4 protein-coding genes and 2 pseudogenes are annotated in these 6,016 nt (G+C 64.7%); 1 reads left to right on the top strand and 5 read right to left on the bottom strand.

Annotated features, from left to right (window positions below):
• Positions 1–552 precede the first annotated feature (552 nt).
• From ABD811_RS38660 to ABD811_RS38675, 4 genes and pseudogenes are all read right to left on the bottom strand, one after another.
• A complete protein-coding gene (locus tag ABD811_RS38660; RefSeq protein WP_344957753.1) occupies positions 553–1,413 on the bottom strand; it encodes a helix-turn-helix domain-containing protein in 861 nt (286 codons plus the stop codon).
• Positions 1,414–1,417: 4 nt separating this feature from the next.
• Positions 1,418–1,930, bottom strand: a complete 513-nt coding sequence (locus ABD811_RS38665; RefSeq protein ID WP_344957755.1) for a DUF6879 family protein — start codon at positions 1,928–1,930, stop codon at positions 1,418–1,420.
• Positions 1,899–2,174, bottom strand: coding sequence for a hypothetical protein (locus ABD811_RS38670; protein ID WP_344957758.1), 276 nt, complete (start codon positions 2,172–2,174; stop codon positions 1,899–1,901). The genes ABD811_RS38665 and ABD811_RS38670 overlap by 32 nt, the downstream gene beginning before the upstream one ends.
• 479 nt (positions 2,175–2,653) lie before the next feature.
• Positions 2,654–3,433, bottom strand: a pseudogene (locus ABD811_RS38675) (IS256 family transposase); the annotation flags it as partial.
• 139 nt (positions 3,434–3,572) lie between these two features.
• Between ABD811_RS38675 and ABD811_RS38680 the strand changes: the two are divergent.
• Positions 3,573–5,075: an ISL3 family transposase gene (locus ABD811_RS38680; RefSeq protein ID WP_344957760.1), complete on the top strand. Its 1,503-nt coding sequence runs from the start codon at positions 3,573–3,575 to the stop codon at positions 5,073–5,075.
• A 23-nt stretch (positions 5,076–5,098) separates the two neighbouring features.
• Here the strand turns inward: ABD811_RS38680 and ABD811_RS38685 are convergent.
• A pseudogene (locus ABD811_RS38685) lies at positions 5,099–5,680 on the bottom strand (transposase); the annotation flags it as partial.
• Between the last annotated feature and the right edge of the window lie 336 nt (positions 5,681–6,016).

The following is a 6,016-nucleotide window of genomic DNA, read 5'->3' on the forward strand; positions in this document are numbered from 1 at the left end:
GAATATTCCTCTCCACACTGCGTTTCGTGAGTGCGACTGTTGCGGTCTCCGAACCTCTCATGCCGTGCAGTAACCGCTATTCCGGCTATCGACCGGACCGGCGACCGGGTCGGCCACAGCATGAACGACGACCGCGACATGGACCTGTTGAATCGCCGTACTGAGCCAGGAGTCGGGCGACGGCTTGGTCAGCTACCGCGTCCATGGGCTGCGGACCTCTTCGCAGCGGCCATCCCCATCTCCGCCTCTACAGGCGTTCGACCGGGCCTAGCCAAGTCTTAGCAGCGCATCACATCTGGGACGGTGCTCAGGTCGACGATGGGTGCCCACCTCCGTGGCGATTCTTCCAACGTGCTGGCCGGGAGCGACGGAGGCGCAGGAGGCAATTGAGCGACGAACGCTTCAGCCGTCAGGGCTCTACCGGGTGCGTCAGACCGGATCACGTCCCGACCGCCAGCAGCGTGTGGAGCGGGCCGACAAGGTTGTTCACGGTGGCCTCCCGGGTCGGGCTGCGGGTTCGCTTCGACCGTAGGAGCGCTCGTTTCGCCAGAGCTAGAAGTTTTCACGAGTTTGCAGGAAGCCCCGTGCTGCTTCGATCAACTCTCGCGCGGCGGCACCATAGACCGCCAAATCCCGCAACATGTCAAAGACCCGCACAAAGTAGGCGATTTGGTCGGCCCGTCGCGTCCGGAACCCTCCTGACCACATCTCGCTGCGCACCAGCTGGTCGTCGAAGATGTAAAAGCCCTCCCCCGGCCGAATGGTCCGGCTGCTCAACGGAGGGATGATCCCGAACGCCACGTTCGGCAGCCGTGTCACGCGTAGCAGGAAGTCGAGCTGCTCATGCATCACCGCATCGCCCCCGAAGCCGTGCTCCAACGCACCCGCCTCGATCACGAAGCTGTACGTGTTGCCGCCCGTCGGCTCCGTCACCAGGTGCTGGCGGGACAGCCGGGCATCGGCCGCTGCCTCCACGTCCTCAAGGGGAAGGCCATGGACGCGGGCGCTGGTCGTCAAGGCGGCCACCACATACCCGCGTGTCTGGAGAATGCCGGGCACGACGTTCGACTCGTAGGCGCGCAGCAAACGGGTGCCCTCATACAGCGGCGTACTGCGCGACTGAATATGCACCATCCCGGCGCGCATCTCGCGCCGGTGCTCGGCCCACATCTGCTCGACCTCGCGATGCGCGGCGATCAGCTCCGGGATCTGCCGGGCCACGCCGCAAGCGATGCACCACGCCCGGATGTCATCTTCTGACGGGTTCTGCTGAGCGTGCTCGATCCGAGAGATCTTGGTGTTGTGCAGGCCGGTAAGCTCTGCCAGCTGCCGTCCCGTCAGGCCCGCGTCCTTACGCAGATCCCGGAGCCGGACGGCGAAGGCTTTGCGGGCGGCGACCGCAGGATCGGTCAAAGGTCTAGGCGGGGTGGTACTCGCGGTGCGGAATCGCCACCGCCCAGGCCGCCTCGAAGGAATCGCGGCACAGCTTCACCACGTCAGCGTCCCGGTAGAGCTGCTGTTCAGCCCGGTCGTTGGTGCCATCGAGCACGTTGAAGATGACGATCTCCTCGTCGAGGACGAAGAAGTCGTTGCCTGGCAGCAACATGGTGGACACCAGCCGCCGGGGAACCCAGCGGATGTCCTCCCCTGCGTCCACGGCGTGCGCGCTGTAGTCGAAGGCGAACCTCTGATACTCCGACAGCGGCTCGGACACCACCTTCACCCGCCGCAGGCTCATTCCCGCCGCGACACGTGCGGCGACCATGTCCCGTGAAGCCTGCGCCCTGCGAGCCACCGCCTCGACGTCGCCTGCCCGCCACGCGGCGAACAGGGCCTGATCAACGGCGTAGTCGTCTCTCAACTCCAGCTTGTCGACGCTTCCGGCGTTCCCGATCAGCTCACCCCGCTGCGCTACCGAGATCAGTTCCATATCGCTCCTTGACGTACCGGCGAACGAACAGCTCCACCAGCGGCTCAGGGATCTCTACGAACGTCTCATCGTCCCCCAGCGCCCGAAGCTGCGCTGCCACCTTGGCACCTCGCCGCTTGCCCTGCACGATCCAGGTACGCCGGTCAGTGCTGTAGAAAGCCGGGCAGTCGTCCATGTCCACGGAGCCGGGGTCCTTGCAGAAGAAGGTCGCCAGCAGGTCGTCGCCACCGTCAGAGGATTGCATGTGTTTGCGCCTCCAGGAGGATTCCCTTCTCATCCGCGACTGTCACCTAGTCCTGATGACAGGTCAAGCTCATCCAGGCCGTCACACTCCGGCGTCGTGGTCACAAACATGTATCAGCACCGCGACACCTCAGCCAGCGGCTGGAGCTCATCATGAGCGGGAGTTGATGCTCTCCCGGGGTGCGGGCCCTCAAGCGGATCCTCTACCGGTGGGCGTTCACCGCGGCCGGCTGCGATCCGGTCCATTGCGCGTACCACGCAAGACGCGCTCCGGCAACAAGACCCATCACTAGGCCGCCCTCGTACTGGCCTGCGGGCGCCTCAGCATCCTGCATGTCCCCTGCATTCGGCGCCCGAACGGGCGGGCCGTGGCAACGTTCGCACGCCAGGCAAGACACGAGAATGATCAGGAACCCCGCGCCCAAATGAGCCTGTAACTCGAAGTGTGTAAAGGTGATCTTGTCGTGGGTCCGGTTGTCTTTACTGGATGCGGCCTGGGTAGGCGGCGGCGAGTTCGTTGAGCGCTTCGGCCCAGCCGTAGGTCTTGGTGCCCTCGATGAGCCGTCCGGGGTAGCCGGTGCGGGCTCCGTCCTGGCGGGTGCGGGCGGCGCGTTGGCGGGCGCGTTTGTCCTCGATGTTGACGATGGCCAGCCACAGCAGCTTGACCACCGCGTCGTCGGTGGGGAAGTGCCCGCGGGCCTTGGTGACTTTCCGGAGCTGGTAGTTGAGGGATTCGATGCTGTTGGTGGTGTAGAGCAGCTTGCGGACCGCGGGAGTGAAGGCCAGGAACGGGATGAACCGTTCCCAGGCCGCCTCCCACGCCCGCACGGCCTGCGGATATCGGCGGCCCAGGTCGGTGCCGGCGAAGGCGGCCAGGGCGTCCAGGGCGGCGTCGGCGTCGGGCGCGGTGTAGATCTTGCGCAGTTCGGCGGCGACGGCGGCGCGGTGCTTGCGCGGGACGGGGCGCAGGCTGTTTCTGATCAGGTGCACCACGCACGACTGGACGGTGGTGCGCGGGAACGCGGTGGTGATGGCGTCCTCGAACCCGGCCAGCCCGTCGCAGCAGGCGATGAGGATGTCGGTCACGCCGCGGTTGCGCAGGTCGGCGACCACGCCGCGCCAGAACGCGGCGCTCTCGCCGGTGGGGCCGTCGGCGGCCTTGGGCACCCAGATGCCCAGCACGTGCTTGTCGCCGTCGGTGTCGATCCCGACCGCCAGGTAGGCGGGTTTGTTGTGCACGACGTGGTTGTCGCGGACCTTGGCTCTGTCGCAAAGTCCGTGATCTCCCCCTTCCGGCCTGGCAAGATGATCTCTGTGTGATTCGGATGTTGTCGGGCTTTTGTTCCCCCATTGGGCCTCGCTGCAGGTTGAGCAGTGTGAGCGTCGTGACGATGCTGTGGTGGTCCGGGCAAGGGTGAAGTCGGTGACCGCGTCGTGTTGCCGTTGTGGTGAGGTGTCGGACCGGCGGCATGGTTGGTATCTGCGTCGCCTTCAGGATGTCGCCGTGTCTGGATGTGCCCTGGTACTTGAGTTGAAGGTCCGCCGCTTCCGGTGCGTGAGTAGCAGTTGCCCGGTGAAAACGTTCACCGAGCAGGTCCAGGGGTTGACTCGGCCACATGCCCGACAAACCACGTCCTTGCGGAACCTGCTCAGCGAGATCGGGCTCGCGCTTGCCGGTCGGCCAGGAGCCCGAATGGCCGCGACCTTGGGAATCGAGGTCGGCAGGGACACGCTCTTGCGGCTGGTCAGAGCGATTCCGGACTTGCCTGCCGGTCAGGTTCGAGTCTTGGGAGTAGACGATTTCGCTATTCGGCGCGGGCATAACTACGGAACAATCATGATTGACCTGGAGACAGGGCGTCCGGTCGATCTCATCGATGGCCGGGACGGTGACGCTTTGGCCGCGTGGTTGCGTTCTCGGCCGCTACCGGAGGTGATCTGCCGGGACAGGGCCGGCGGTTATGCCGAAGGAGCCCGGCAGGGAGCGCCGGATGCGGTGCAGGTCGCTGACCGTTTTCACCTGTGGCGCAATCTCGGCCAAGCGGTGGAGAAAGATGTTTCGGCGGCTCGGACAGGTCTGGCGGCGGCGTTGGCAGCAGCAGCGGAGTCACGACGCGCCAGCGACGCTCCCAAGATGGTCAATCACCGAGAATTAAAGGTCGTGGCGCGGATTCGGCAGCATCATGCCGCCGTTCATGAACTTCTCGATCAGGGATTGAGTAAGGCTGCGATCGGACGGCAACTCGGTCTACATCGGGCGACGGTCCGTAAATTCGCCAACGCGACGGTCGAGGAGGTCACCGCTGCCAACCAGCAGCGAGCCAGCATTCTGGACGGCTATCACGAGCATCTGCACCGGAGATGGAACGAGGGCATTCGCAACGCCACCCAGCTGACCAGGGAGATTACCGCGCTGGGCTATCGGGGAACAGCGCAACAGGTCCAACGCTATCTGCGTCGTTTCCGTCCTGCTGGAACAAGCGAAGTCGAGATTCCTCCTCCCCGGCCACCGGCAGTCCGTGACATCACCCGCTGGATCATGTCTCACCCCGATGACCTCGACCAGGAGGCCACCAGCAGGCTCGAGGAGACACAGCGGCTCAGTCAAGAACTGCGCAGGCTCACCGGACATGTGAAGGACTTCGCGGTGATGCTCACCCAACTCGAAGGCCATCGCCTTGACGGCTGGATCACCCTCGTCGAGAAAGATTCCCTCACCGCGATCGCTGGGTTCGCCCGGAATCTGCGGCGTGACTACAACGCTGTCCGCAACGGACTTAGCATGCCCTATAGCTCTGGCCCGGTCGAAGGTCACGTCAACCGCGTAAAAATGCTAAAGCGCCAAATGTTCGGCCGAGCGAAACTCGACCTTCTCCGAAAGCGGACCCTCCACGCCAGTTGAGATCACGGACTTTGCAACAGAGCCCGGACCTTGACCATAAGGGCGTCCAGGAACACCACCGGGTAGATGGGGTCGAGCGGGCGGCGCTGCCAGGCCTTGACCTCCTCCATCACCTGCTCGGTGATCCGCGACACCGTCTCCGCCGACAGCCGGGTGCCGTAGACCTGGTCGAGGTGGTGGACGATGTCGCGGACTGTCATGCCGTGCGCGTACAGGCTGATGACCATGTCGTCCAGGCCGCCGGAGACACGCCCGGCGCGTTTGGGCACCAGCACCGGCTCGAACGTCCCGGCGCGGTCGCGGGGCACCGCCAGCCGTACGGGGCCGACCCCGGTCTGCACCGTCTTGGAGATCTTGCCGTTGCGGGAGTTGCCCGTCCCGTATCCGGCGGCAGCGTGCTTGTCATAGCCCAGGTGGGCGGTCAGCTCGGCCTCCAAAGCCCGCTCGAGCACGGCTTTGACCAGGTCGCCGAGCATGGATCCCTCACCGGTCAGGCGCAGCCCGCCGGCCTCGTCGCGGGAACGGGCCAGCAGTTCGTCCAGCAGCCGGTCATCGACCAGCTCCCGGATCGGACGGCGCGTGCTCTCACGCTCGGACTCGCTCATCTCCGCCACGGTAGACGCAAGATCACTCACAGTGGCCGAGGTCGGGCTGTCGACACGGTCGATCACGGACATGATGTGTGTTTCTCCCCCCCGAAGAAGTGGGTGTGGTCACCCACTGATCACCTGCTGCCCAGCAAGATCACTTTCCACACCTGGAGAGATACCTCCCACACCTTCCGAGTCACGTACGCGGTGATTGGAATGGCGTGTGATCAGTTGGTTGTCCTGACCGTCCTGCTCGGTGGGCATGGTGCCGCGGGCGACAGTCGTCCGGTGTTGCTAAGTGCGTGTTTGAGAAGGATCTTGTTATTGGTATTCGAGGGATCGTGGGCCTTG

Source organism: Actinomadura miaoliensis (assembly GCF_039536785.1).
Lineage (GTDB): Bacteria > Actinomycetota > Actinomycetes > Streptosporangiales > Streptosporangiaceae > Spirillospora > Spirillospora miaoliensis.